Annotated in this window: 3 protein-coding genes; all 3 read right to left on the bottom strand. The window is 47.0% G+C overall.

What is annotated here, in order from left to right; all coding sequences use genetic code 11:
- Positions 1-707: DUF3747 domain-containing protein (locus JUI58_RS01955; protein WP_204102061.1), on the bottom strand; the 707-nt coding region annotated here is incomplete at its 3' end.
- A gap of 122 nt (positions 708-829) precedes the next feature.
- Entirely contained in the window at positions 830-1,555 is a 726-nt protein-coding gene (gene trmD, locus JUI58_RS01950; protein WP_204102060.1) for a tRNA (guanosine(37)-N1)-methyltransferase TrmD, read from the bottom strand.
- A 4-nt stretch (positions 1,556-1,559) separates the two neighbouring features.
- Positions 1,560-1,744: hypothetical protein (locus JUI58_RS01945; RefSeq protein WP_204102059.1), on the bottom strand; the 185-nt coding region annotated here is incomplete at its 5' end.

Below are 1,744 nucleotides of genomic sequence, written 5' to 3'. Positions count from 1 at the left end.
GGGGTCGTTGTCGTGCGCGGACGGGGGGCTGGAGCCGTGGGTTGAGGATTGGGTTCGGGGGTAAAGATTAACTCGCGATCGGCAGGGGGTAAGCTGGTATTAGAAGGCGGGTTAAGAATTCCGGGAGGTTCTTGGACGGGGGGAATATTGGCAGTGTTGCTATCAGAAGTGAGATAAACGTGACCAAGGGCCCGTCCATTATAAGTCCGTTTGGTAAAGCGCCAACCGGGATCGAGGTGAATTTTGAGATAGCGATCGCTGCTATCCATGCCTCGGGTGCGCCCAATCTCAATGGTGGTGCGCTCTCGCGGGGAATTGGCCAGTAAAACCAGTTCGTCACCGCGTTGGACAACACTGAGAATAAAGCGCCAACCCAAGTCAGTATCGTTAATCCGCGCGGAGTAACCGTTACTATCGGTACTGCGTCCACAAATTCCCGTAAAATCAAAACTTTCCCAAGTAGGTTCGATAAATGTGGGGTTTTCTCCGTTCTCTTGCCAGCAATTGCGACCGTTGGCTTGTTGTTCCATGATGATCAGGTTATAGTAGCGCCGACCGACCCCAAAGGGAGTGGCGATCGCCACAAAACGTCGCTGATCGACTTCAACTTTAGCAAAATCATAAGCTGCTCGTGCAGGAGCCAGCATTCCCGCAGAGAAGAGGATAGTTGTGGTTAAGGTTGCTGTTAGTTTGTGCAAGAATTTCATAAAACAGTAATTGGTTAATTTCTCAGGTTGTAGAAAAAATTATGTTCTTTGCGAACAGATTGAAAGTGCAAATTTTGGAGATCGCCGAATGTTCCCCTCGACGTTTATTTTAATAATTTGTTCTACAAATTTAAAGCCCCTATGGGGGAATCTTCTTCCTTATTGTTCTGCAAAACTGCCCAGAGATCGGGACGACAAATGCGAGTTTTTTCCATTTGTTGCTCCTTGCGCCATTGGGCGATCGCCGCGTGATTACCCGATCGCAGGATTTCGGGGACTTCCCAATCGCGGAAAACGGCGGGGCGAGTATATTGAGGATAGTCGAGTAATCCTTCCTCAAAACTTTCTGCTTTTAAGGATTCTTCTTTTCCCACGGTCCCTGGACGCAGGCGAATAACTCCATTAAGTAAGGCGAGAGCGGGAATTTCGCCACAGGTTAAAACAAAATCTCCCAAGGAAATTTCTCGGTTGATCAGATGCTGACGAATGCGATCGTCTACTCCTTCATAATGGCCGCAAATCACGATCAGTTGCTCGTAATTTTGCGACAGTTCTAGTAATGTTTCTTGGTTGAGGGGTTTCCCTTGGGGAGACATCAGAATAATTTCCCGTCGAGGTAAAATGGGCAATGATTCTACAGCAGCAAAAATTGGTTCGGGTTTGAGTAACATTCCCACTCCTCCCCCATAAGGTTCATCATCGACGCGCTTGTGTTTATCCGTCGCAAAATCTCTGGGATTGATCAAATTAACTGTAGCAATTTGTTTTTCTAAGGCTCTCCCTAATAAACTTGTTTTCAGGGGAGAGGTAAAAAATTCTGGAAAGAGGGTGACAATATCAAAACGCATATTTTCAGTTATTTAGGGATTGCTGTATGAGTTTTAAAGCCATGCCAGATAAGAGTTTCCAGCTTTTTTTGCAAAAAAGTCCAAGGTTTTTGCCCATCAAAAAAGCGGCGTGGGGACTCCCGTTAGACCCGACAGGGTTAGCGGTTCTCGGAAACGCCGCCAACAGAGGAAATTGAGCGAAGCGAATCA

This window comes from Spirulina sp. CCY15215, from assembly GCF_016888125.1.
GTDB lineage: Bacteria > Cyanobacteriota > Cyanobacteriia > Cyanobacteriales > Spirulinaceae > CCY15215.
This window is presented reverse-complemented; position numbering and strand designations above follow the sequence as displayed.